Source organism: Paenibacillus sp. Z3-2 (assembly GCF_054161325.1).
Genome location: NZ_CP096397.1, coordinates 4,435,508 through 4,461,505 on the forward strand (window position 1 = coordinate 4,435,508; position 25,998 = coordinate 4,461,505).

The 25,998-nt window shown below is 46.9% G+C and carries 12 protein-coding genes; 2 read left to right on the forward strand and 10 right to left on the reverse strand.

All coding sequences use genetic code 11. The annotated features are described in order from the left end of the window. Positions 1–55 precede the first annotated feature (55 nt). The 7 genes from M1D71_RS19750 to M1D71_RS19780 form a co-directional block, all read right to left on the reverse strand. A complete protein-coding gene (locus tag M1D71_RS19750) occupies positions 56–15,916 on the reverse strand; it encodes an amino acid adenylation domain-containing protein (RefSeq protein ID WP_458123325.1) in 15,861 nt (5,286 codons plus the stop codon). 55 nt (positions 15,917–15,971) lie between these two features. Beyond that, complete coding sequence (gene fabD / locus M1D71_RS19755) at positions 15,972–17,195, reverse strand: ACP S-malonyltransferase (RefSeq protein WP_458123326.1); 1,224 nt, start codon at positions 17,193–17,195, stop codon at positions 15,972–15,974. A 362-nt stretch (positions 17,196–17,557) separates the two neighbouring features. Beyond that, positions 17,558–19,969 (reverse strand): FtsX-like permease family protein, encoded by a 2,412-nt coding sequence (locus M1D71_RS19760; RefSeq protein WP_458123327.1) that lies wholly within the window; start codon positions 19,967–19,969, stop codon positions 17,558–17,560. A gap of 2 nt (positions 19,970–19,971) precedes the next feature. Continuing rightward, positions 19,972–20,748, reverse strand: coding sequence for an ABC transporter ATP-binding protein (locus tag M1D71_RS19765; RefSeq protein ID WP_458123328.1), 777 nt, complete (start codon positions 20,746–20,748; stop codon positions 19,972–19,974). Between the two features lie 23 nt (positions 20,749–20,771). Continuing rightward, a complete protein-coding gene (locus tag M1D71_RS19770; protein ID WP_458123329.1) occupies positions 20,772–21,557 on the reverse strand; it encodes a DUF4097 family beta strand repeat-containing protein in 786 nt (261 codons plus the stop codon). Next, positions 21,547–22,107 (reverse strand): HAAS signaling domain-containing protein, encoded by a 561-nt coding sequence (locus tag M1D71_RS19775; RefSeq protein WP_458123330.1) that lies wholly within the window; start codon positions 22,105–22,107, stop codon positions 21,547–21,549. Before M1D71_RS19775 ends, M1D71_RS19770 begins: the two co-directional genes overlap by 11 nt. Beyond that, on the reverse strand, positions 22,104–22,421 hold the full coding sequence (locus M1D71_RS19780; RefSeq protein WP_458123331.1) for a PadR family transcriptional regulator: 318 nt from the start codon (positions 22,419–22,421) through the stop codon (positions 22,104–22,106). Before M1D71_RS19780 ends, M1D71_RS19775 begins: the two co-directional genes overlap by 4 nt. Positions 22,422–22,839: 418 nt before the next feature. Between M1D71_RS19780 and M1D71_RS19785 the strand changes: the two genes are divergently transcribed. Next, positions 22,840–23,013, forward strand: coding sequence for a helix-turn-helix domain-containing protein (locus M1D71_RS19785; RefSeq protein ID WP_458123332.1), 174 nt, complete (start codon positions 22,840–22,842; stop codon positions 23,011–23,013). A gap of 1,389 nt (positions 23,014–24,402) precedes the next feature. Here M1D71_RS19785 and M1D71_RS19790 read toward each other — a convergent pair. The 3 genes from M1D71_RS19790 to M1D71_RS19800 are packed head-to-tail and all read right to left on the reverse strand — an operon-like array spanning position 24,403 to position 25,251. Then, the gene (locus M1D71_RS19790) at positions 24,403–24,738 is read right to left on the reverse strand and encodes a YolD-like family protein (protein ID WP_145322973.1); all 336 of its coding nucleotides are present in this window, start codon (positions 24,736–24,738) and stop codon (positions 24,403–24,405) included. A gap of 13 nt (positions 24,739–24,751) precedes the next feature. Then, a complete protein-coding gene (locus M1D71_RS19795) occupies positions 24,752–25,045 on the reverse strand; it encodes a hypothetical protein (RefSeq protein WP_458123333.1) in 294 nt (97 codons plus the stop codon). Between the two features lie 2 nt (positions 25,046–25,047). Then, a complete protein-coding gene (locus M1D71_RS19800) occupies positions 25,048–25,251 on the reverse strand; it encodes a hypothetical protein (protein ID WP_458123334.1) in 204 nt (67 codons plus the stop codon). 208 nt (positions 25,252–25,459) lie between these two features. Here M1D71_RS19800 and M1D71_RS19805 point away from each other — a divergent pair, with 208 nt between their 5' ends. Then, a complete protein-coding gene (locus tag M1D71_RS19805) occupies positions 25,460–25,855 on the forward strand; it encodes a VOC family protein (RefSeq protein ID WP_458123335.1) in 396 nt (131 codons plus the stop codon). Positions 25,856–25,998: the final 143 nt, after the last annotated feature.

Sequence of the window (25,998 nt, forward strand, 5' to 3'; positions counted from 1 at the left end):
ATCTACTTTGGCTGCCGAATTGCCACCAATCCGGCAGCTTCCACCTACGGCAGGACTACAGCTTCTCCTTCAACTTGCGAGAAATGGCATCCAATTGTTTTTGCGAAAGTTTGTTGTACTGGAAGTCGGTCGGTGTCATTTCCTTAACTTCCTTACGGCAGCAGTGTTGGACAATTTGTTCAAGATGTTCTCCAAACCGCTTAGCGAGCCACTGAATCGTTTCCTGATGATATTGATACTTGTTGTAGTTTATTTCCATACTGAATTGACCGTTGGCGACCATGGCATTCAATTCCAGCTTATATCCCTTCTGAACCTGCGGTCCAACCTCGGGTCCAGTCGAAATGTCGGACACTTGGAACACCGCCGTCCGCGCTGCTTCCTGGTCAAACTGCCCAAGGTAATTGAAGACAAGCTCCGGTTTGAGCAGGTAATCCAGTGAAAGTTCGGAGGTCGGGTCATGGAAGGTCAAATATTTCATGATTTCGTAGCCCAACCCTTTACCCGGTACTCTTCGCAACTCATCCTTGGTTCTCTTGATCAATTCGGCAAGATCGTCCGCCCCTTCCTGTCCGAGCACGAACGGGAACAGGGATGTGAACCAACCTACCGTCCTCGACACATTGACCCCTTTTATTACGTCCTCCCGGCCATGCCCTTCCAATTGGATCAGTATATTACCGGAACCTGCCCACTCTTTCAGCGTGCGGCTCAGAGCCGCAAGAAGAAGATCTTGTATCTCCGTACTGTAGGCATGATGAGCATCTGTTAATAGGCTACGGGTAACACTGGTGTCCAATGTCAGCTTCTGAACTGCGTGATCCCCTGCCTGATTCGAAGAAATCGAATGGTCGACGGGAAGCTCGGTGACGGAAGTCCGCTCGACTGCACTCCAGTATCCTGTTTCTTGTAATAGTGACGAGCTTACGGAATACTTTCTCAGCTTCTCCGACCATGCTTTGAAGGAATCCGTTTTGTCCGGGAGAATCACCTCCGATTGTTCAATCAATTGCTTGTAGGCAGTGGAGAAGTCCTCCAGAATGAACCGCCAGGACACCCCGTCAACGACCAGATGATGAATGATAACTAACAGATAATCTCCGGCAGTTGTATGATAGATCGCCAGTCGGATAAGCGGTCCCTGTTCAATATTCAATTCCGTCTGCAGTTTGGCAGATTGCCGCTCGATTTCGGCCACAGTGTTTGCAGTTCCTTTGAGATCGATCACATTCAGCTTGTAATACTCCTCTTCTTCCAACCCTTGATTGAACTGAACGATCCTGTGATCCTCCAAGCCAAACCTCATCCGCAGTGCGTCGTGGTGCTCCACCAGACGATCGAACGCCTCGGCGACCAACCCCGGAACAAAGCCTTCCGGCCTGTGCAGCATGACTGAATGATTGTAATGATGGACATACTCCCATTTCTGTTCGAACAGCCGATATTGAATCGGAGTCAAGCCCACCTCTCCCGTCACCGGCTCCTGACTGGTTTTGACAGTCAGCGTCTGTACGTATCTGCTCAATTCCCGGATTGTCGGATGTTTGAACAGATCCCTCATTTCCATCCGCAGACTGTAAGCTGTTAATCGTGAAGATACCTGCAGTGCCTTGATGGAATCGCCGCCGCATTCAAAGAAGTTATGATCCGTTCCTATACCTTGTACGCCCAACGTTTCCTCCCATACACGCAGCATCACTTCCTCAATTTCGTTTATTGGAGTCGAGTCTTCTCCGAAAGGCTTGACTTCCATGACCGGATCGGGAAGCGCTTTGAAGTTCACCTTGCCGTTCTCATTGAGCGGCATGTGGTCAAGGAAAACATAAGCAGAAGGCAGCATATATGCCGGCAGTCTGGCCCCTAAATAGTTTCTCATATCCTGCGCTGTCAGCACTTGAGTAGTAACCAGATAGGTACAAACGTATTTGCTGCCGTTGTCGTCTTCCTTCACGGTAACTACGGCCTCCTGCACATCCGGATGAGCCGCAAGCTGAAACTCGATTTCAGCAAGCTCTACCCGGTAACCACGGATTTTGGTTTGATGGTCGACTCTGCCGATGAACTCAATGCTGCCATTCGGCAATCGCTTAGCCCGGTCTCCCGTTTTATACAGACGTTGTTCAGGATGGAGGGGATGGGAGATGAACTTTTCGTTCGTAAGATCTGGCTGTCCCAAATATCCGCGTCCAACCCCCCGCCCGGCGATCACCAACTCACCTGGTATTCCATCCGGTAACAAGTTTCCATGATTATCCATAATATGTGCTTCTATATGAAAGATTGGCTGCCCAATCACCGGCTGACTGCTGAATTCCTCGAACGAATCCCGGTCGAATGGATGAGCAATACATCCGATCGTGGCTTCCGTAGGTCCGTAGTGGTTTACGAATCTGGTGTACGGATACCGTTCAAAATATCGTTTAACGTCCTGTATCCTTATTTTCTCGCCTCCAAGAACGATCAGTTCCAGCGAGTTCAACAGCCCTTCCGTATCAAACCGTTCATGATTCGCCAAAATGTGAAACAGAGACGGCGTCGCTTTAATAAATGTAATGCCGTTCAATGACATGTAGTCCAGTACAAAAGCCGGGTCCACATAATCGTGTCGGTCGAGCAAGTGCAGCTCGCAGCCGCCCGCTAACGCCGGATACAGCGCGGTATAGCACAAATCAAACCCGGGCGAGGAAAGCAGCATTGTTTTGTCTGTGCCATCGATTCGTTGACTCGTCACAAACCAGTGCACATAATTGACCAAATTGCGCTGCTCGATCATAACGCCTTTAGGTGTCCCCGTTGTCCCGGAGGTATAGATCAAATAGGCCAAGTCGTCTTCTTTCACCGGAATATTCAAATTCTTCTCCAGACCATCTGTCGCTTTGAGATGATCTAGAAGGAATAACTGCCCCGCAGTGTCAGCCGCAAGCAGATCCGCAGCATAGGTCAGTAGGAACTGGGCGCCGCAATCCGCCAACATGTACTTGATTCGTTCCTGAGGGAACTCGGGATCAATCGGTAAATACGTGCCTCCCGCTTTGAAAACAGCAAGCAGGGCGGCTATCGTTTCGGGCCGGTTCTCCATCATAATCCCGGCAATGCGGTTGCCTTCTCCGAAACCGTTCTCCAGCAGCATTTTTGCCAACCGATTGGCTTTTCCATTTAGTTCGGAAAAGCTCCATCGATCCTCTCCGCAGACAAGCGCCGTCTGATTCGGCATCCGTTTTGCGGTCGACTCGAACCATTCAATCATTGTGCCGAAAGCCGGTTTCATCGCAGCCTCGGTATCTTGGAGCATCAGCCTATGCGAACCGTTTGTCTTCTCCTCACTCGACAGCAGGGAGAGCTTGGCCAGCTCCAGCTCCGGCCTGTTCGCACACGTGTGAAGCACATGGACCAATAACTGAGCAAACCGTTCCAGTGTATCAGCAGTAAACAAAGCTGTGCTGTAGACGAATTCCAAAAGAATATTATCCCCGGTCAGTTTGACCAGCAGAGAGATATCAAACTTGGATGAGTTCTGCTCCAGCGCATAAGGTTTGACTGCCAGACCTTTCACTTGAAAGTCGTCTTCGTCTGCATTCTGCATCGTCAGCATCACGTCGAACAATGGGCTTCGGCTCAAGTCTCTCGGAATCGACAATGCCTCTACCAAGCTCTCAAACGGAAACTGCTGATGTTCATAAGCGTTCAGGCATATGTCTTTGACTTCCATCAAATACTCGCGGAAGCTCTTCCGGCCCTCCGGCCTGGTTCGAATCGCCAGTGTGTTGATGAATACGCCCATCACCTTGCGCAGATCAGCATGATCTCTTCCGGCTGACGCCGTTCCTACAATGATGTCCTCTTGTCCGGCGTATTTTGATAGGAGGATGCTATACCCGGCAAGTAAAATCATATAGACAGTTGTCCCCGTTTCGAGCGCTAACTGCTGCAATTGAGCTGTCAGCTCCGAACCAACAGAAGCTTCAAGCTTTGCCCCCTCATTACTTTGGTATTGCGGACGAGGAAAGTCGGTCGGCATACTCAATACTGGAGGCTCTATGGCAAATTGCTTGAGCCAGTATTGCTTATCATCCTCAAACAATCCCTCATGCAGATGCTCGTTATACCAGGCGGCATAATCTTTATATTGAATTCGAAGCTCCGGCAGTTCACCGCCGCTGTACAGCGTATTAAATTCCTCTATGAACACTTCAATGGAAGAACCGTCCGAAATGATATGGTGCATGTCAATCAGCAGCACATAACAGTTTGCATCCTTTTTTGCCAGACATGCCCTAAATAATGGAGCCTTGCTTAGATCGAAAGGCATGATGAATCTCTTGGAAAGCCAATTTAAATCAGCATCGTCCATGCATTCGGCAAGTTCGATGGCAAATTCAACCTCAGGATGAATGGTCTGCACTGGCTCCCCGTCGACCGTCCGGAAGGAGGTGCGGAACGCTTCATGTCTTTGTATCATGGTACGGAAACTAGTCTCCAGCTTTCCAATATCCAGATCTCCCTCGATCTCAAAGGCTGCCGTCATGTTATATGCCGTGCTGGCCCCATTCAATTGTTCAAGGATAAACAGACGTCTTTGCGCCGCTGACAATGCGTAATGGCTGCGAGTTTCCGCAACGGGAATTTCATCAAACGTACGATGGTTGCCATGCTGAATCAACCTCGCTAATCCTCGTACCGTAGGATGATGGAAAAATTCCCCCACCGATATTCCCACATCCCATTCTTTGTTCATTCTGGCGATCATGATCGTCGCTTTCAGGGAGTGGCCACCCCGTTCAAAGAAATTATCATGAATGCCGACTTGCTCAAGGCCCAGTTCTTCTTCCCAAATCAGAACCAGTCGCTCTTCGATTGCATTTTCCGGAGGCGTATAAGACTCCAAAGTAAGTGCACTCACTTCCAGCTCAGGCATTGCTGTTTTGTCGATTTTTCCGTTTAGCGTCAACGGCATCTGCTCCAGCGGTATAAAGTAGGAAGGCACCATATATTCAGGTAGCGACTTGAGCAGGCTTTCCCGAATCGAGCCCAGTTCACTTCCCGCTTGCGGAACGTAATAAGCGCAGAGGTAGGAATTCCCTTGGTTGTCCTGTTTGGCCACCACGACGGATTCCTTTACCGTAAGCTGACGAATCATCGCTGCCTCAATTTCTTCGAGCTCAATCCGGTACCCACGGATTTTAACCTGAAAGTCCATTCTGCCTATATATTCGAGGCATCCATCCTCCCGCCATTTAGCCAAATCTCCGGTCCGGTACATTCTTTGGCCCCGGACTTGCGGATTGTCGACAAATTTCTGATTCGTCAAATCGTCGCGCTGCCAGTAGCCTTCGGCCAATCCATCTCCTCCGATGCACAGCTCCCCGGGCAGCCCGATCGGAACCAGCATATCGTTGGCATCCAGTAAATAAATCTGTGTATTGCTAATCGGTGTACCGATATCTACTATTTCCTTCTTCGTCAAGTCACTGATACAGGACCATACCGTCGTTTCTGTCGGACCGTACATATTAAATATGTTTAAACCGGAAACCTCCTGAAGTCGGTGTAAAAAATAAATCGGGAGGGGTTCTCCGCCGAGCATAATGTCGGTCACACTGCTCAGAAATGTCATGTCCGGGTCACCGCCCAGGAGCATTTTCAAACGGGAAGGCGTCATTTGGAGCATTTGCACATGATGTTTCGTGATCAAACGGTTGAGCGCTAAGGGATCCCGCTGGTCCGACTCTCCTGCGATGACGACAGTGAGCCCTTTGGTTAAAGGCACCCATGTTTCGAGAACAAAAATGTCGAAAGAAACCGTCGTCAGGCACAGTATGCTCTTGCCGGGGGAGAATGCGATCTCCTTGGTCGTAGCTTCGATAAAGTTATGGACTGCCCGGTGTGATATCATGACTCCCTTGGGATTTCCCGTAGAGCCCGAGGTATATATAACGTACGCATTGTGATCGGATGTATGAACTGGTGAAGAGGCAATATCTTCCGGTGTTATACCCCGATACAAGCTCTCATCGTGCATGTTGATCGTTGCGACACTGCATTCCACTTGGACGTTCAGACCTTGCTCGGTCAGCAAAATTTGCGCACCGCTGTCAACCAGCATATACTCAATCCGCTGCACCGGATATTCCGGATCAATCGGCAGGTAAGCGGCTCCCGCTTTTAATACGCCAAGCAAAGCCACGATCATATGAATCGATCGGGTAACCATTACCCCGGCAATCGTTCCGGGCAGCACCCCTTTTTGCCGAAGCGCAGCCGCGAGCTGGTCCGACTTCGCATCCAGTTCGCTGTAGGTATAAGACTTATCCTCCCAAATCACCGCAACCTCATCAGGAGCACGTTCTGCCTGCCGCCGGATCAACTCATCGATTGTCAACTGCTTGTCATAAAGAAGCTCGGCTGCATTAAATTCAAACAGCAGTTGTTGACGCTCCTCCGCGGATAAAATATCAATCTCCGATAGAGTCAATGCAGATTGATCCGCTACGGCATTTAGAATATTCACATAATGCACGAGCATCCGCTCTGCCTTTTCATGCTTGAACAATTTCTTGCTGTAGTCAAAGTTTAAGGTTAACGATTCCTCATTCCAGTCCTCAGCGCTAAGCGTCAGATCATAGGGGGACACACCGGGATTTTTCTCTTCCGGCTTAAATGTCACTCCCGCTCCATATACACCCTCCAATTCCATATTTTGAAAAATAAACATAACATCGAACAACGGATTGCGGCTGGGGTCTCTCCGGATATTGAGTTTTTCCACCAGCATTTCAAAGGGATAACTTTGATTTTCGAATGCTCCGATGCTGCTGTGCCGAACTTCCTCCAAATACTCGGCAAACGTCTTGTCTTTGGCCGGATAACTACGGATTGCAACAGTATTGATAAACACACCAATCAGCGGCTCGATGTCGGGATGAATACGCCCCGAAACCGGAGTGCCAACAACAAGGTCATCCTGGCAGGAATATTTATGCAACAGTACTTTATAAGCGGTAAGCATAACCATGTACAACGTGGTGCCCGTATCCGCGGCCAATCGGCGAAGTCTTTTCGTCAATCCTTCGTCCAAGCAGGAGGTTAGCCGTTCCCCCTCCACGCTCCGTTGTCCAGGCCGGGGATAGTCCATTGGCATATTCAGAGTGGGCAGCTCTCCTGCAAATTCATTAAGCCAGTAAGCTTCCTGCTCTCTCACATGTTGTTCGTTAACCGTTTGATTCTGCCAGACAGCGAAGTCCGTGTATTGTGCTCTAAGCTCTGGCAGTGCATGTCCTTGATACAATCCTACTAGCTCTTTCATAAATACGGCCATGGAATAACCATCTGAAATCAAATGATGCATATCTACTAACAGCAGAGATTCAGCATCGGACAGTTTGACAAGCTCTGCCCTGAAAAGCGGCGCTTGGGTCAAATCAAACGGCTTTACGAAATTTCGAAACCGGTCATCTGTTGTTTCCTCAGAAGACAGTTCCGAGTACGGAACGTCCAGCACAACCGGATCACCGATTCTCTGCACAATTTCCTGGCCCCGAATTTCAAAAGACGTTCGAAACACCCGATGTCTGTCCACAATTTGCCCAAGAGCAGCAATTAACCGGTCCGGATCCAGCTCACCCGCAAGATGGATCTGACCCGGGATATTGTGGATAAGACTGTTCGCCTCAAGCTGCTCCAATATATAAATCCGCTTCTGGGACGCGGATATTCCATAGTACTCCTGCTGAGGCTGTACCGGAATCAGATCGTATGATTCCTCCGCATGCCCGTTCAACAACCCGGATAACTGGCGAACCGTCGGCTGCTGGAACCACTGGCCAATTGGAATTTGAATACCAAACTCCCGGTATATTCGCGACAGCATGACTGTCGCTTTCAAAGAGTTGCCGCCAATGTTAAAAAAATGATCGTTAGCACCAACATGCTCGGTCCCCAAAAGTTCGTTCCAGATCTCAGCAATGCTGGACTCCGTCTCATTTAACGGCTCCTGATCTTGCGAAAACATATCCAGACCGGATAGTGCATTTTCGTCGATGGACCCGTCATCCAATCGCTGGAACGATTCCAGTACCGCCACATCAGCAGGAATTGCATACTCGGCCAGACGTTCGTCCATCTCCACTCGGACACGCGAAACATCGATCGGGATCTGAGATGCAATATACGCCGCAAGTCTTGTGGATGCGTGATGACATTTTATTCTCCTAACAGCCACTTGAGCCTGTTTCAAGCTTTCCAGCTTCATCAGCTCGGCTTCCAACTGTGTCAAGTTGATGCGGTATCCGCGAATTTCCGCCCAGCGGTCAGCATCCCCACACATGATCATCGCCCCGGAAGGAACAATCATCGCGAGCTGTCCCGAAGGTATCATTGCATCGTTCTCTAAATTCAAGGTATGCAGTTCGCCGATGGAACCTATCGGAGCCGGTTTCCGCTGCGAATCAAGAATATACTTTCCCTCATGTTTATTCCGGAACTGCGTCAGCGCATGCGTATGCTCTTCGGTACTCAGCGACAACTGCGATACACTCATAGAGGAATCTTGCGTCATGGAAAGTAATAGATGTCGGTAACTTTCCGCCCAAATCTTCATAACTTCCGGTTCGAATAAATCAGTGCTGAAATCGAAATCCAACCTCAACTCTTGATTGATTTCCGTTACATTAAGAAACAAATCATAATGCAAATGGCGAACAGGGTACGGAAGAAGCTCGGTTTCTAATCCACTAAAGTTCAGTTGACGAACAGGCCGGTCCATATTGAACATCATATTCAAATTCGGTATATGCACTTCAGGCATGTGCTCCATCAGGCTTGCGAGCGAATAACTTTGATGCCGGTCCACCCGCTGCATGACTTCCTTTACGGCACCTAAGTAGTCAGTGATCGATTCACTGCCATTCAGCTCCATATATATAGGAAGCAGATTCACACAATTTCCGATCAGGTGGGTCTCCCCCATGTGGGATTGTCCTGCCGTTGGAATGCTGACGATAATTTGTCTTTGATAGGTGAGCCGATATAAAAACAAACTGTAAGCAGCCAGCATGGTAATGAAAATACTGTTCTTACTACGAATGCTGAGCGCTCTTAACCTCTTCGTCTCATCCCGGTCCAGCACTAGAGTATGCCTGCCGCCATTGAACATCTTTTTTCTAATGTATCCGTGAATCGAAGGCAGCTGTAAGGTTGGAACTAGCTGGCTGCATTGGGCCGACCAGAACACCGCAGCCTCGCCGGCATCCGGTTGATGAAGTTTTTGTTCCTGCCATTGCAAATATTCGCGAAATTGGACCGGCTGCGGCAGCTGCGGTATCCGTTTTTCGCAGACCGCTGAATAAGCCTCTTCCAGCTCGCCTGCAAATATGGCGATGGACCAACCGTCAATGACGATATGATGGAAGGAAAATGCCAAAATGTATTCCTCATCGTCCATTTGCAACACGGTAATCCGAAACAACGACTGCCCGGTTTGCAAACTGATTGATTCGGAAGCGTCCGCCGCCAGCCAGCGATCCAGATTATCCTTACTACTATCAGCCAAATCACCGCGCATATCCTGCACCTTCAACGGTGCTTGGGCCTCGGGCAGAATCTCTTGGTATTCGCCGCTGGCATCAATGACCGTGCGCAGGGCCTCGTGCCTGCGGATCAGTAAGTTGACCGCCTGCCGTAACGCATCAATATTTAAAGCACCCTTCATTCGAAGCAATACGGATTCATTCAACGAAGCGGAAGCTGGTCCGCCTGTAACGGAGGAAATCCAAAGCTGTTTTTGCTCATTGGACAACTTGACCCGCTTTCCTCCTCCGCCGTCATCGTCCGGAGGTGGGTCTCCTGGCAGAAAGCCGCCGCGCTGTAAATCGCTCACGGTCTCTTTTACGATGTGAATGATCGTATTAATATCTTCATAGGTATGGGCCGTGGACATGAAGCAATTACGCCCTTCCCACACATAAAGTCCTCTGTGGTTCAAATGATAGAAGAACAGCTCGATATCTCCGAAGGAAACGAAGCGGAATAAAGATCCGAAATTCACCATATAAATCGGAACTTTCCGCTCTTTGAAGAAGGCATTCAATGATTGCACGAGATAATCTGTTTTACTATTCAACTCGTCGTACAATGCGTGGCCTTGAGACTCCAAATAGTCGATCGTTTTTAGAGCCACTCGCATCGTGAGCGGGTGAGTGCAGAACGTGCCTCCGACAAAGGTTTTACGATCGGCCTTTGACGGATAGGAGATATCTCCAAAGTTCCACTTCCCGCCGTCGATCGGGTCCATGAAATCTCCTTTCCCGGCCACGATCCCGATAGGCAGACCTCCCCCGACCACTTTTCCATACACCACCAGATCGGCTTTCACGCCAAACCAGGCTTGAGCGCCTGCCAGGCCGATTCGGAACCCCGTGATGACTTCGTCAAAAATAAGCGCCGTCCCCGATTCGGAGGTGATCTCCCGGAGCTGCTGCAAAAATTGGCGCGGCTGCAGGTCCGGTCGACGACTCTGCACGGGCTCGACGAGCACCGCCGCCAACTCATGGCCATACTTGCGGATTAGTTCCAACGATTCAGGCTTATTGTAGTTCAGCACGATAACGTCTCGAACAAAATTTGCCTGGATGCCAGGTGCCATCGGGTACGCGGCAACATCGGAATCCGGATGGGATACCCCTAACACGCCGTCGAATGTACCGTGATAGGAGCCGGAAAAAATGACGACCTTCGAGCGTCCCGTCGCAGCTCTCACCGTACGTAGTGCAACCATTACAGCTTCTGTTCCGGAGTTGTAGAAAGCCACGCGTTCCATGCCCGTAATCCGGCTAATTCTTTTCGCTACATCGCCAGCCAGATCAGACATCGGGCCTAACGGCGGCAGAGAAGAAGAGGATTGCTCTTTCATCTCTGAAACGAGAAATTCCGGATTATGCCCGAGCAGATTTACTCCGAAGCCCATTGTCAAATCAATATATTCGTTGCCATCCACGTCCCACATCCTTGAACCCGAAGAACGCTCGGCTACGATCGGATAAATTGCTTCTTTCCAATAGGAACGGAATCCCGGTACATTACGGTTGTTTGCATGGACATACCGCGTCCGCTGCGCATATGTTTTAGACCCTTCTGTACGTCTTGTATATTCCGCAAAAAACTTATTCAGATGTTCTTTCTGCTGCTCTGTAAAATCTCCGTCCTCTCCAATCACCATCGGCTGATAGGGAATAAATGGCTTAGGCGCCTGCCCACCGCTGCCGGTTGGCATAACCCGAAGGGCAGGATCGGCCTGAAACACTTCGGCCGATTCGAGAGTAGCGCAGGAATCAGGAGAGGATACAGAGTTCGACAGATTGGCTGTGCTCAGGCCGTCTGGTCCCCCCTTTTCTTTCTCTCCCCGCTTGTATCCACCCGGCAAAACGTCAAAATCCCGCCCGTCTCCCTCAGTTCCGCTCATCTTTGCCCCGCTGCCGCTTAAAAGCTCCAACTGCCTGCCGAGAATATCATTCACATTTTGCTGTTGAAGGGTCATCAGCTCTATCTGCTGGGTAAAAATCCGCTCCAATGCCGAGACTCCCGTAACCGGCGGAGATATGCAATCCTTCATCTCCGCGGAAACAGTCGCTGAAGCCTGAAGTCGCTGATCTTCTGCTTCCTGAAGCACCGCTTGCTTCTGAGACTCTTCCTCTTGGTTCGGGACTTCCTTAGGAGCCGAAGCCACAGCCGGTTTCAAATTTGCATTTTCGATAATATATCGGGTTAAAGTGTGGACATTGGTGATCGAGTCGAAAAACCTTTCAATCGCGATATCCAGCAGATAAATATGTTCAATTTCCCTACGAATCCGGACAAGCATGATGGAATCCAGTCCCATTTCAAGGAAGTGGGCGGAGCTGTCTATCTCAGTCACGTCCAATCCTGAGGCATCACCGATCATTTTCTTCACTGTTTTCTCTACATCAGCCGACAAATGGGAAGCTTCAGCGGTTGGTGTCATTAATTCCCTTTGCTGAGAGTCCGTTTGTCCTTCCTCCTTTCGATAATCGCTTCGATCAATTTCGATCCAGCAGCGCTTACGCTCAAAAGGATACAGCGGCAAGGGAACCTTTCTCCCGGAATAGAGCTTGTCCCATTCGATCCGCGCGCCCTGAACGTACAGCTCGCATAACCGTTCAAGCTCCCACCCCCGGCTCTCTGGCGTCGTGGAAGCGAGGTCCAATATCATCGCGGCTGCTTCTTCATTGATTCGGTGTAATTCTTCCTCAGTGATTTCTCCCCTCCCGAGTTCCTGGTTTGACTCGGAAACGATCCGATATACACCTCGAAATATTCCCTGCTGTCCTTTGTTCTCAGCAAGATCTGTCAGTTTACGGGTTAATTCTTCACGTGAGCGGCAGACGAATGCGATGCGATACTCAAGATGAGCCCTCCCTGTGCTTGCCGTGCAGCAAATATCGGATAAGGTCTGGTTCGGATATAAGTTCAAATGGTCCACATGATTGCGGAGCAGCTCCTGAAGAGCGCCTTCACTTTTGGCAGATAGGGTGAACAAATGGGGGCGTCCATCCTCTTGTTCCGCTGTTTCCGCTCTTGGATCAACGAATTCCTCCATAACCACATGGCAGTTCGTTCCACTGAATCCGAAGGAACTGATTCCGCAGCGAAGCAGCTGCTCTGTTGAATCAAATGCAGCGGGCTCGGAATTAATATAAAAAGGGGAATGCTCTAAATTTATATTTTTGTTTGGCTCTCTGAAATGGAGCAGCGGCGGATTTTGTCGGTGCTTAAGCATCAGAACCGATTTAATCAGACCAGCGATGCCAGACGCTTCAAAAGTGTGTCCAATATTTGCCTTCACAGAGCCCAGTGCACAAAACTGCTTCTTATCTGTATATCCGGCAAATGCTTTTTCTAATGCTGAAAACTCGACTGGATCGCCCAGCTTCGTCCCCGTTCCGTGAGCTTCGATAAACGTAAGTGTTGCTGGATCCACGCCCGCATCCTCCCAGGCTGCTCGGATCACTTCACTCTGGGAAGCAGGGTTGGGCGCCGTAATTCCTACCGTCGTTCCATCCTGATTCACCGCGCTGCCCTTAATGACAGCATATACTTGGTCTCCGTCACGGAGCGCTTGAGTCAGAGGCTTCAACAACACGGATGCCACCCCTTCGCTCACGCCCGTTCCGTCCGAATCCGAATCGAAGGCGCGGGTATAACCGTCCCTGGATTCCATATCCAGCCCTAAAGACAAGGGAAGTATGGAAGTTCTGACCCCGCCAGCCAGCGCCATCTCGCATTCGCCAGAGCGAATCGCCTGACACGCCATATGAACAGCGACCAAGGAAGAAGAACATGCCGTGTCTACGGTTATCGCCGGACCCTTAAAATCAAGAAAATACGCGATGCGGCTGGCTAAAACGGAGGGCAAGTTTCCGACGATATAATTTGATATCTGGTCCGGCTGTGCTTTGGAAATCAGGCGTTCGTAGTCATATCCCACTTTTGAATAACCGGCGTACACCCCGACCTTCCGGCCGCGCAGCTTGCCTCCGGCATACCCTGCGTCCTCCAGTGTTTTCCAGGCTTGCTGAGTAAACAACCTTTGATTCGGGTCCATTAACTTGGCTTCATTAGGGGTAATTTTGAAAAATGTATAATCGAATTTATCAATTTCCTCTAAATATCCTCCGGTTCTAAAGTCGGGTTCTTCGACATCCAGCCCCATCACGGATAAATAATCTTTGGCATCTTCCCGCCGATCACCCTGCAATTCTCCGATATGATGGCGGCCTTCCATCAAATTTCCCCAATACTCCTGAACCGTTGCCGCACCAGGCAAATGAAGTGACATCCCGATAATCGCGATATCATGATCCTGTTTCGATGAATCAATTCCATTTTGCTCCGGTTGATGGGATAAAGTTGGTTCCGACTTCAGGAATTTGGCCAAGTCATGAATCGTCGGATTAGCGAACAAATCTGCAACTGCTAGTTTGACCGAAAACCTATTCTCGATCCGGTCAGCCATTTGCGCCATATGGAGGGAGTTTACTCCCATCTCGAAGTAACTGTCCCGAACACCGATCTCGTCTTTCCCGAGTACTTCGCGGCAGATACGCTGGATATCACACTCGATTTCCAATTGCGAACTTCTTGGATGGAAAGACTCTTGCTGCTCGTCCCCCAATTCCTTTTTTTCTGCTGAGAACATACTCTTCAATTCCTGTAAAACCTCGGTAAACTCGCCATTCTGATACTGTTGGGCAAGCACATACCGCTGTATCTTTCCGCTGGTCGTTTTTGGCATTCGCTTGGTCGGAACCACATCCGCAATTTCCCAGCCTCCCCGCTCGTTCAAAAGCCGCTTTAGCTTTAGCGCGATCGGATAAAACTTCTCTATCTTTCTTTTGGAGACAACAAATAAAACAATTTCTTCCTTTTTCTTATCTGTGTTGTAAATCCCACATGCGGCTACTCGGCCAAGCTCCACACCGTCTACTTCCTCGGCGATTCGCTCCAGATCATGAGGGTATACGTTCTGCCCGTTCACAAAAATAATATCCTTCGCCCGTCCGGTGACGACTAACTGACCGTTACGGAGGAATCCCAAATCCCCGGTTCTAACCCATCCGTCCGGTGTCAATAGCTCCCGGGTTGCTTCCGGGTTATTGTAGTATCCTTTGGTGACGTTATCCCCCCTGATATGTATATGGCCTATGGTACCGTTCATGGACTCTGTATCGTCCTCATCACAGATCCTCAACTGGCAGTAGTCGATCGGGTAACCTACTTCGACAAAGGACAGCGCATAGGGTAACTCTTGATCAACTTCAATAACCTGTTCCCCAATATTAAGATGACGGCGGTCGACAAATACGGTCACAAATTCATCTTCGATCGGAGGTATAGCAACGCCTACAGAAGCTTCGGCAAGCCCATAAACAGTACACATAGCAGTCCGTTTTAGACCGTAAGGGGCAAAGGTGTCCAGAAACTCATAACACAGCTCGGTTGAAATCGGCTCTGCTCCGTTATAAATCAGGCGGATATTTGATAAATCCCAATTCTCAGCTTTTTCCGGTTTGAAAAATTGCAGTAAGTATTTATAGCCGAAATTCGGAGAGGAGATGACAGCAACCTGATGCTCGCTTGCTTTTTTGATCCATAGTGCGGGTTGTCTTATAAATAAGGATGTTGGAATAATATATTGATCCGAGTTGGTTGTCAGAGGTGTCAAGTGGTTGCATATCATTCCCATATCATGAGTCAGAGGCATCCACTGCAAATAGGAGTCTTCAGAGGTGGTTTTAGTTCTGTTTATAATACCGTTAACGTTATAGATCAGATTGCGATGGGTCAGTATAACCCCTTTGGGATCTCCCGTCGAACCTGATGAAAATTGAATAAAAGCAATATCTTCGGGATGTGGACTATGGATTTGGGGAGAGAATGCCCGTGAGAATACTGAATTGTCGTCAAGAAGTGATACCCTGCCGCGAAGCTTGTCGAATAATTCGGTCTGTTCGCTCTTCACCGCAAACTCTTCCAAATTTTTCAAAATTTTCGAGTTTGCAAGCAGGTAAGGGCGATTCAGTATATTCCAAATACGAAATACTTTGCTCTTATGTTCGTCATTGTTCCCAGTGCTGACCGGGACAGGAATGATACCGCCAAGGATACAGCTCCAAAAAGCGATAATAAAGTGGCGATTGTCGTCTATTTGAAACACAACCTCCTGCCCTGTCTCCACTCCCTGCTTTTGAAGGTAGCCTAAAAATCCGCAGGCTTCTTCATAGAGCTCCTTATATGTAAGCTGATTCTCTTGATCGTCCCCTTCAATAAAAATGATTCCCCGATCCGCTGTGTTCCCTCTTTCTTTCATTACATCAACCAGGCTTGTAAATTGCTTTGTGTACACGTTGTTCCCCCCAAAAAAATGATGAAATTCATTAGAGCGGCTTTAGTGCGGCTTCCTAATCCATTGCCGGTAACTTGTCAGTGATTTTCATTTGTTCTTCCAGCGGTAATTGTTTGGTGAACAGTACTGACTGCAACAGACTTTTAATCCGATTTAGCGTTTGTGTAAAATCCGAAGGATTATTATCACACAACTTTTCGATCAAATCCCTGATTTGTTGGATGGGCAGAATTACGCCGGCACTGAACGCTATGGCATCATTATTCCGATTTCGCGCAATGATAGCGGCTGTCAAAGATTCTCGAATGCTGGCGATGACGGCTTCACGATTATTCTCGCTTCTGTCAAACCATGCGCGCAGCTCCTCCAATTGCTTAGGATGATCAAATTGGCAAGTCTGAACCGCGGGATAGGTGCCCTTCATTAGGTGTGTCAATATCTGGCGTGGCCCGACTTCCACCGTTCGGCTGACTCCTTGACTGTTCAGATAATGCATCGTTTCCAACCAGCGAACCGGTTGGGTCATTTGGCGGTAAAGAAGCGGAAGTAGTTCTTGCCGCCCATATGGTCTTGCCGTCACGTTCGATATGACCGGCCACCGGGCGTCCCTGGTCTCAATCCTCTCCAGTTCAACGGCCAATTGCTCCGCCGCTGATTGCATCAATGGACTATGAAAGGGGGCGCTAACATTTAAATATTTTACGCTTATATCCGGAAATTGCGCTTGCAGCCGATGAACCACCGATTGTACAGCTATTCGATGACCGGCAAGCACATGTTGGTTCAAAGAGTTATAACAAGCAATAACAACTTGTGATGTGTCGTTACTAGCTTGACGACAAAACTCCTCCAGTTGATCAGAAGCAGCATGCGTCACAGCGGCCATCGCTCCAATGTCGGAAGAATGCGCAGCTTGCATTAACATCCCCCGCTTCCTTACAATCCCGAGCCCGTCCCGCAAAGATAGCACACCGCTGCATACAAGTGCGGAATATTCGCCAAGACTGTGTCCGGCCATAAAATCTGGTTCCCAACCCAATTCCCTCCTGCCGATTTCGAAGGCAATGACGCTTACTGCCAATATGGCCGGTTGTGTATTCATCGTCTGCATAAGCTGTGAATGGCTGCCTTCAAAACACATTTCAGTAAGATTGAAACCCAGCGTATCGTTTGCTTCTTCGAAGCAACGCTTTGCTATAGTAAATTCATCGTACAGCTTTCTTCCCATACCGACATATTGTGATCCCTGACCCGGAAACAAAAATGCCGTAGTTGGCATAAGCAGACCTCGATTCGTGTATTTTGTTTTAAAACTATTAAAGCGGTATGAAAAATACTCTAAGTTGGGAGATTTTGATGAAAGATGTCGATTTGTGGTTGATAAAAGAAGAAGTGATTTTCGAGTTATGCTTAAAAAAATAGGATGTAGCTGTAATTTAAGCATAAAATTACAATACAGTACAATTTATTTCCATGTCAAGTAAGTTTTTGGCTTAAAAAGAGACTGTCCTGAAAGTAGATATATTACCTGGCGGAGGAAGACGGAGCGTTTCACCTCAATTTTACGTACTCTCTCTTCAAAAAAAGAAGGATGTCTCAAGCAGCCATTTCATGGCTTTTTTTGAGACATCCCTTTTTCTATTAATCCATCGTCAAAAGTCGAGGAGATGTAGTTTGAATAGATTTGGATGCTGCCCAACAACCTAGACCAGCAGCGATGACGCTTAGAGGTATCATCAAGGCTATCCCTCCACCGTTCATAATCAGTGGAACTTCAACAATTCCGTAATCGGCCAAAATGAAGTTAAGCAGAGGGGGGAGTCCTACTAAACCTAACGGAATTCCGACCAGCGCACCGATCGCCGATACGACCAGGATTCCAGTGGTTTCCGACAAACGGATTTGACGGGATGTCATACCGATTGACTTGTAAATTCCGTAGGTACGGCTCTCTTTCTTCATGTTAATTCGGCAAATACTGTATATGATAACAAACGTAATGACGATAAACAACAGCGCCATGACCGACATTGGCAGTACGATAATCGTGACAGCCTGGGAGAACACCTCATCAACCAGCGTAGCCTGACTTGCTATCCAGATTACACTTCCATATTGCTGATTCAACTCATTCACGAATTGATCAACTGAAGCTCCCTCATACAGATTAACAAATGTTGTGTTCATCGCACTTCCATAGTCTGGATTACTTTTTCTTATGACGTCAGCGGTAATTCGCCCCGTATTGGACATGTTCGCGATCGCCTGGTAAATCCCGGTGACTGTCAGAGTATGTTTTTCACCCTCAATGTAAATGTCCAGTGAATCGCCTGACTTGATGCCCAGAGTTCTTGCAACATTCACACCGACTGAGATTTCATTGTCAGCAACAGGGTTATGTCCCTCCACATTTTCATAGCCTATTTCATCATAGTTCCCCTCGGCCACCGTCAGTAATATCCCCATCGTATCCTGTTTCGTTTTAACCCCAGGCTCCAGAGGCATCGGCAATACCGCATTTGCATCCCCGTAACGCGAGTAATTCTCAACCCTCGGATCCGAAAGAACCTCTTCTTTAAGCTGTTCAAAGGTCAATTTGGCTGGATTATCAATTCTTACGGACAGATCGGCCGAATCATAGCCCCATTTGGCAATGGTTCCATGTATGGAAGAAATACTGTATACAAACAGGAAACCAAAAACGAGTACAGAGGTGGACAAAGCCGATATCAGAACAATCAGCAGCGAACCCCGAATATTTTTCGTGACGCTTCTTAGCCCGATAATCATAGAAGTCGGAAGAGCGCCTATCTGGAGAAGCTTACGTTTCCATGTTCCATTCCCTCCTGATTTTTGGGAATACGTCTTCTCCGACATGCCATAACGAACGGCTTGTGCGGGCTCGACACTACGCGCCTTATTAGAGAACAGCAGGGCAGAGAGGAAGATAACCGCTACTACAGCCACGCCAGTCCAAATGCCTGTTACTGAATACAGCCCATTCATACTTGATGACCCTGTGTTGAGATAAGCCATGGAATTTGCAACAATTGTACCGGAGAGGATATTGCTGACCAGAATCCCCGGGATGACCGAAACGAGCGCCAAGAAGGTATATTGCGCTACATAAGCCATAATTACTTTGCGGGAAGATAATCCGACGGATTTTATAATCCCGATCGTTCTGTAGCTGGAAATAATGGCATCGGAAATCGTGAACCCCAAGGTGAAAAGGGCAACAGAGATCATGACGACTGCAAGAAATATCATAATGAAACTGATGACCTGGTTCGCAATCATATAATACGAAGACAAGCTGTCGAAGTCTTTAACCGATTCCAGATAGGGGGTCCCGAGAGACTGTTCAAACCTTTCCCAGTAGGCCCTGTTTTGGCTGTAGTCATCAAATCGCAATCCGGTCATATACTTATCGTCGCCCGGCAATGTGGTCATATTTTGATTATAATCCTGATGATTCAGCCAGATTCTCCCGCTCGTAGCAAATGGCGAACAGTATGAAATATCCACGACGACGGCCTCAACGTTCAACCGGATAACCCCTTCGTCCGTCTTAAATTCAATCGGATCCCCAACATGAATATCATTGGGGTAAGCCAGAGAGGTGGGAATCCAGGCGCTTCCTGCTTCCGGTGTACTTTTTTCTTCTCCTTCCACAAACTGCAGCCGGTCGACGGGAAAAGGACCGCTTGGCGTATCCATCATGAATAAGTCAACATTAGGGATCTCTTCTCCAGCGTGAGACATACTAGACAGATAACGGTACCGCATTAAATCCGAAACCATGACGCCTTTTTGCTTCTCCCACCAATTGTGTACCTGAATCGGGTCATGGATGCCGTTCTCCATCCGCAATATTTGATGGGCGCCGTGGGACTGATCATGCATACTCTCATACATACGATTTGTGTTGTTCAGAACCGACACAGCCGTCGAAAGGAGTAGAGCTGCAAGCATGATGATGATTGCAATGAAGCTGTTTTGTACTTTTTTATGCTTCAGGTTCGTCCAACATAGTTTCCATGCTGCATACATCCCTACCCCTCCTTACCTGACATAAAAATGAATATTTGGTTTTCTCTTGCTTTCAATTCATCCGGTGAATATTTGCCCAGTTCCAAAATCCCTTCGATGTTTCCGTCTTTGACCAAAACTAACCGGTCCGCCCTGCATGCAGCTTTTATATCATGCGTCACCATAACGATCGATTGAGCATTCTGGTTCATCTCGGTCAAAAGATCCAAAATAACTGCACCTTGCTCCTGACTTAATGCCCCTGTTGGCTCATCCGCAAAAATCACTTCCGGGGAATTGATCAAGGCTCTGGCAATAGCTGCTCTCTGCTGTTGGCCCCCAGATACTTGGGATGGCAGGCGTTCGGCTTGAGCCCCGATCCCTATCCTATTCAACAGATCTAATGCTTGTTTATTCACATCCTTTTTGCTGCGGCCAGCCACGTACCCCGGGAAAGCAACATTTTCAAGCAATGTGAAATCAGGAATCAAATTGATCGATTGATACACATAGCCGATTTTGTTGGACCTGAAATCCGTAATTTCCTTTTCTGAATATTCATCAATTCGTTCTCCTTTGAAGATCACTTCTCCGGAAGTGATTCCATCCAGGCCGCTGAGGAGGTATAATAACGTAGATTTACCCGAGCCCGAACTGCCCATAATAACTGTAAAGTCACCTTTGTATACTTCAAGATTAATACTTTTAGCTGCGAGAAACTGTTCATTTCCCGAGGAATAGACTTTGCATAAATCAACAGTCTTGATTAAAGTTTCTTTCCTGAAATTTTGTGTTATCAAAAGGATTCCCCCTAAAATTAATCTTATTTTTCTTCCTGATGTTCGCCTGAAGACTGTTCGATCTTAAGATCGCCGGTGTCAGAGATAAGTTCTACCAATGGCCCTCCCTCACCGATGTAACCATCCTGATAATTCGGCAGTGTCACCTTAATTGTTCCAGAGTCCGCAGAGAATTTGGTACGGAGCGCTTGGGGAGCTTCAACTGTTTGGATGATAATATCTCCCGTATCAGATGTAGCACGGATATTTTGACTTATGTGAACAAGAGAAGCCGTGATTGCTCCCGTATTTGATTCTGCGTTTATTACCCCCTCTTTTATATCCATCTTTATAGAACCCGTGTCGCTTATCATCCGATATTCGCTCGCCAAGACGGAGTCTACATAAATATTTCCTGTGTCAGTCACAACCTCCAGCTGGTTTAACTGGGTTTCAGGAATCCCTATCGTGAGTTTAAGGTTCGTATAAATATCAAAGAAACGGAATTTGCTGTCCTGAACAACTTCAATTCTGGTTTGTCCCTGATCCTGATTGATATCCAACCGGTAATCATTCAGCGTCTGCTTTGTTGTCTTTCCCTCCAAAGTTGCCTTGATTTCATGTCCCTTAATTGACACCACATCTACCGTCCCTGTTTCAGTATGGATAAGGACGTTTGTTGTCTGGTCCATCCGAACATTTTGTTCAGCAGAAATCTCACCCAAATTAAATGGCGACTTTCCTAACATATACAGCACTACATTTCCAATTGCTCCGATAACGATCAGTAGAAGGGCAAGTCTGGTTAAGTTCCGGAATCTATTTTTCAATATAGGTCACATCCTTTTTTATGACTTTCAAATTATATTTCAGATACCTGATAACAAGATTGTAATAAATCCGGGTAAACTTTAATGCTCCAATGACTATCAAAATTCCTCCACCGACCAAGACAAGCATAAGAAAAATATCATTGAACAAAAACGTGACCGACTGATTCTGAATAATGAACAAGATCGGCGAAATGATTAAGAAAATCGCAAAGCCGAATACCCCGGCAATGATAGCTAAAGAGGCGACAAATGGCAGCATAACGATAATTAAGTTAAACAATCCTAAACTCACTGTTGCCATAACTGCTCTAGTTACGCTTAAGAGCGTAGGCGATTTATCCGCCTTTTCAATTTGAGACTGGGTCAGTACTTCACGAGCAACCAATCGGGGATTTCCCAGCTTGGAGATCACCTCTGCTTCAGACCGTCCGCTTAATTTGGCAAACTCAAAATGTTCCCTGAATTCAGCCATAATATCAGTAAATTCCTCAGGAGGAAGCAGCTTCAGATACTGTGCCAATTCATTTAGATAGCCTTCTTTATTCAATCCGATCCCTCCCCAATCATTTCCTGCACTCCTACGGCAAAAGTATTCCATTCTTCAATCATTTTGTTCATAACTTTCCTTCCCTCATGGGTAATCGTATAGTATTTGCGGGGAGGCCCCTCATCCGATTCGGATAAATAGGTTGAAAATAATCCTTCCGAAGCCAGCCTTCTTAACAACGGATAGATGGTTCCTTCCGCTATTTCAAATTTTTGCGATATTTGTTCCACTAACTCATATCCGTAACGGTCCTTTTTTGATGTTAAAACAAGAACACAAAGCTCCAACACACCCTTCTTGAATTGAACATTCATAATTTTTCACCACGCTTTATTTAGTACTGAGCAATAAACAGTAGCTGTTAATACAAATATTACCACCTGCTACTGTTTATTGCAAGGTACCTGTTAATAATTTTCCCTTTGACTCCATTTTCTGGGTACAGGTTAACTTACGTTACAATTTCATAATTCAGGACCCTTAACATGAGTAGTTTTTTCGGGTCTAGAAAAGGGAGTACCTCCCCGAATCTCCTAGTCATAGGCACCACACCGGCAATTAGCGATTGGAATAATATTCTGGACAGCGGAAGCAATGTCGTACAACGTAAAAATCATTCCCCTATGAACCCGTGAGATACGACAAGTGAATACCGAAATTCCATAATGAAGACCGAACAATCCTGAAATTTTGGGGCTGAAGACAACCATCAAAACGAACAAGGACTTGCGAATGCACGAAAGATATCAAACGATCTTGCTTGATCTTCATGGCGTGTCCAATAAGGACATCAGCAAGATCATCGGACGTTCACTTTCAACCGTCTACAATTACATCAACGCCTATCGCAAAGAGGGAATCCATGTTTGCGACTCGAACCACCTATTGGACGTCGGCCCTTTCTGACCGCCGAACAAGAGCAACGCGTCTATCTTCCGCCAGATACTCGAAGGTCGCATCCGCAAGTCTATCTGCCGTTGACCAAGCGCTCGGATACTTCCGAATAAAGCCGTCCCGCGTGCCACGTATAGTCGCTCTGCGTCTGGCTCGGCTAACCCCTCAGCACGCTTATAATCGAGGAACCGCGGTACCCTCCTCCCACGATTATCTACGCTAACTTTCGTAATTCTCGCCAAAACAAAAAACACTTCCATTCGTATAGAACGGAAGTGCTTAAGTCTTGTGCCTCAGCTAAACATGGTGACTCAAGTACGCAGGATTGGCATGTACTTTACGTTACGTTCATTTAGCGTTGATGCAACCGTGATTTATTGCGTGATGCCGAGGACCGGGATCGAACCGGTACGGTAGTCACCTACCGCAGGATTTTAAGACATGAGTTTTGATTGGTCTGAAATGGAACGACAGGCTAAAATATAGTAATAACAAGGCTTCAAGCTGTTCGTGTGTTGTTCTCATTTGGACTGGTTTCTATGGGTTGACCTACAGTCTGCCCCCAATTCGTCCCCAGCCCGTCCCCTGATTTATTCAAGCAAAACTGTGTGATCTAAAGACGGCGAGACCACTTTTACTAGAACAGGAGTTTTTATCCCTTGCGCAGAAACTAAAACCTGCGCAAGGGTTTTAGCTGCTTCTTGAGTAAGCGTCTGATGAACATCAATTTGGTGTGATCGCATGGTGAACGCCCCTTAGTTTCAGTTTACCCCCAGAGCTTTCCAGTGTTATAATCGTGGGAATACTGGCTACTGGAGGTCAATAAGTGGAAATCTCTCGAGGGAGATGTAGGCTTCTTGAACTCATTAACGCAAAGGGTTTAACTCAGACCGAGTATGCTAATCGATCTGGACGATCCCAGCGAATGATATCCCATTTTTGTAACAATACCCGTGTGATGCTGCCTGAAGATATGTATACTGCCGTGCTGTTATTGGGTTGTAAATGGGAAGATCTATATGAGTACAAAGTAAAGCGTGCATGAGGCGGTGTTACCGCACTCCCCCGGAAAATTTAGAACAATTTGTTCTAAAACAGATATGTAAATAATACCTTTTTTCTATGACATATGGTGTCGCAATGTGTCGAACGTCCTGAAGGTAAAACTTTACATATTTCTACTTCGTTAAACTATGAATTGACTTTGTATTATAGATAAATCTTACAGCTTACACAGAACACATATTCTTGTTAATGATTTACTAAATTGTCGAATACAAGTCTGATTTTAATACATACAGTAGGCATTGGAGGTAGTTTGTAGAGTTGTTTTTGGGATGATTTATGGATAATAAAAAATCCGACAGGTGCTTTCCTGACGGATTTTATTTATTCTAAATCTTATATTGATGCTGAAATTATCTCTTCTATCCTCGGCCAACTGTAATCCTCATCACCGCGTACAAGTTTGATTCTTCTGTTTGGCTTATCGATCGATGTCACAACGCCCCGCATGATTTCATCATCAAATGGGTTAAATACCGTCAACGTAACAGAGCGGCATTCTTTGTAAGATTCCAGGATCGCTTCTTCAATGAGCTGCATTTCTTGTTCGTCCAAGGCTGGCTTCCCGCGTCGCCTTTGTAACGCTTCTTGAGCCAGGTATGCTTCACGATGTTCAGGTAAAATGATACGAGATCCCTCGTATACACCGTTCGCCGTCAATTTGCTTGCCATAATAAACGCCTCCTTAATATTGGGTCCAGTAACTTAAATCATTCTGCTGTACCAATGGCGGTGCCTTGGGTAGCTTAGGCTTTTCCGATTCTCGTTCCCAGCCTTCCAGGATAACAAGATTTCTGCTGTCTGATTTATCTTCCCAATTTATGTACTCCGATTTAATTAGACCATCAAGAGCAGCCATAACATCCTGCTTCCCCTTCCCCGTCTTAACCGTAAGTTCATGGATCGTTGGTAAGCGTCTGCGGCCGCTACTGTAATTAAACAAGATCCTTAGTACTTTCCGTTCGTAATCAGTCAACATGTTTATGCCCCCTGTGCTGTCGTCATGATCGGATTGCATGCCAGTAAACCGGATTCCTTAAAGGTCCGTGGCTGCCCCGACAATAGATCATCAGCTCTGATCATTCCGGATCGGATGCTTTTGACCTGGATACGGCGTTTCGTGATCTTTCCGCTTTGATCTTCATAAATGATTTCAACTAACCAACCCAAGTATTTCACTGGCATGCTCATCCCTCCAATAATAAGAACGTTTGTTTGCTTTTAGCTATTATATGCGAATATACGTTCGATATTCAACAGAAAAAAATACCCAGTCGAAAGACTAGATATTATCTGCATTTATCCAAAATCGATCATTAAGCTAACGGGCAGGATAATGCAATAGCAACCTTGAATTAATTTGGAGACGAATTTATGACAGGGGCTGAGTAGTATGGTAAATGGGAGTATTTTAGGAATCGCATATAATGTAATTCCAGTTAAAAATGCAAAAAAATCTGGAGAATGGTTCGTCAGTCACTTTGGTTTTAACATCAGAAACGATAGAGGGAATTATATAAGTTTATTCAGGGATAACCGCCCAATAATTGATTTAATTGAATCTGATAATGATACAAGAGCGGTTTTTGAAGTAAATGGACGGCCAAGGTGGGTTGTAACATTTTTTACAGATGATATCGAATCATTACACATGAGACTAACATTGGATGGAGTTACAACTAGACCAATTAGCAATGAAGGCATTTACGGCAAGTTTTTTGTTTTTGAAGATCTAGATGGAAACTTATTTGATGTATGGGAGCATAAAGATTGTGAGTTAATCTTTTAAGACAGCTGTCTAAGCTAACAGAAAATGTTAACTCCACAATGCCAAGAATGCAGCTGACCCATGTGATCGGCTGCTTTTGTTCAGCTAACGGGCAGGTTAGTTTAAATAGCCAAAGGAATATTAAGATAAAACCATGTGACTGG